The organism is Microbacterium sp. KNMS (assembly GCF_053851835.1).
The window spans coordinates 1-314 of the sequence record NZ_JBSQBP010000089.1 but is presented as its reverse complement, the minus strand read 5'-3'; the positions used below and the strand labels follow the sequence as shown (position 1 = coordinate 314).

Annotated in this window: 1 protein-coding gene; it reads left to right on the top strand. The window is 70.4% G+C overall.

Annotated features, from left to right (window positions below; all coding sequences use genetic code 11):
* Positions 1–314, top strand: a 314-nt coding sequence (locus ACWXWW_RS17955) for a hypothetical protein (RefSeq protein ID WP_455971361.1), incomplete at both ends; no start/stop codon positions are given.

Below are 314 nucleotides of genomic sequence, written 5' to 3'. Positions count from 1 at the left end.
GAAGCCGGCGCCCTCCTGCAGAACCTCCTCTCCGCCCACACCAACCCCGCCCGCCACGTCACCTTCACCGAAACCCGCAGCGAGCACGCACCGGACGACGGCGACGAAAGCGACGCGGCCGACACCGACACCGACGCGGACTCCGACACCGACGGCGACGCCGACGGCGGCGGCGCGGACACGGATGGCGATGGCGGGTTCTTCGACGGGATCGACACCGAGACCCGCAACGACACAGACCCGTGGGGACCGGACGAGATCATCCACGACCCCCGCACCCCCGGACAGAAACGCCACGACGCGTTCTTCGCGAT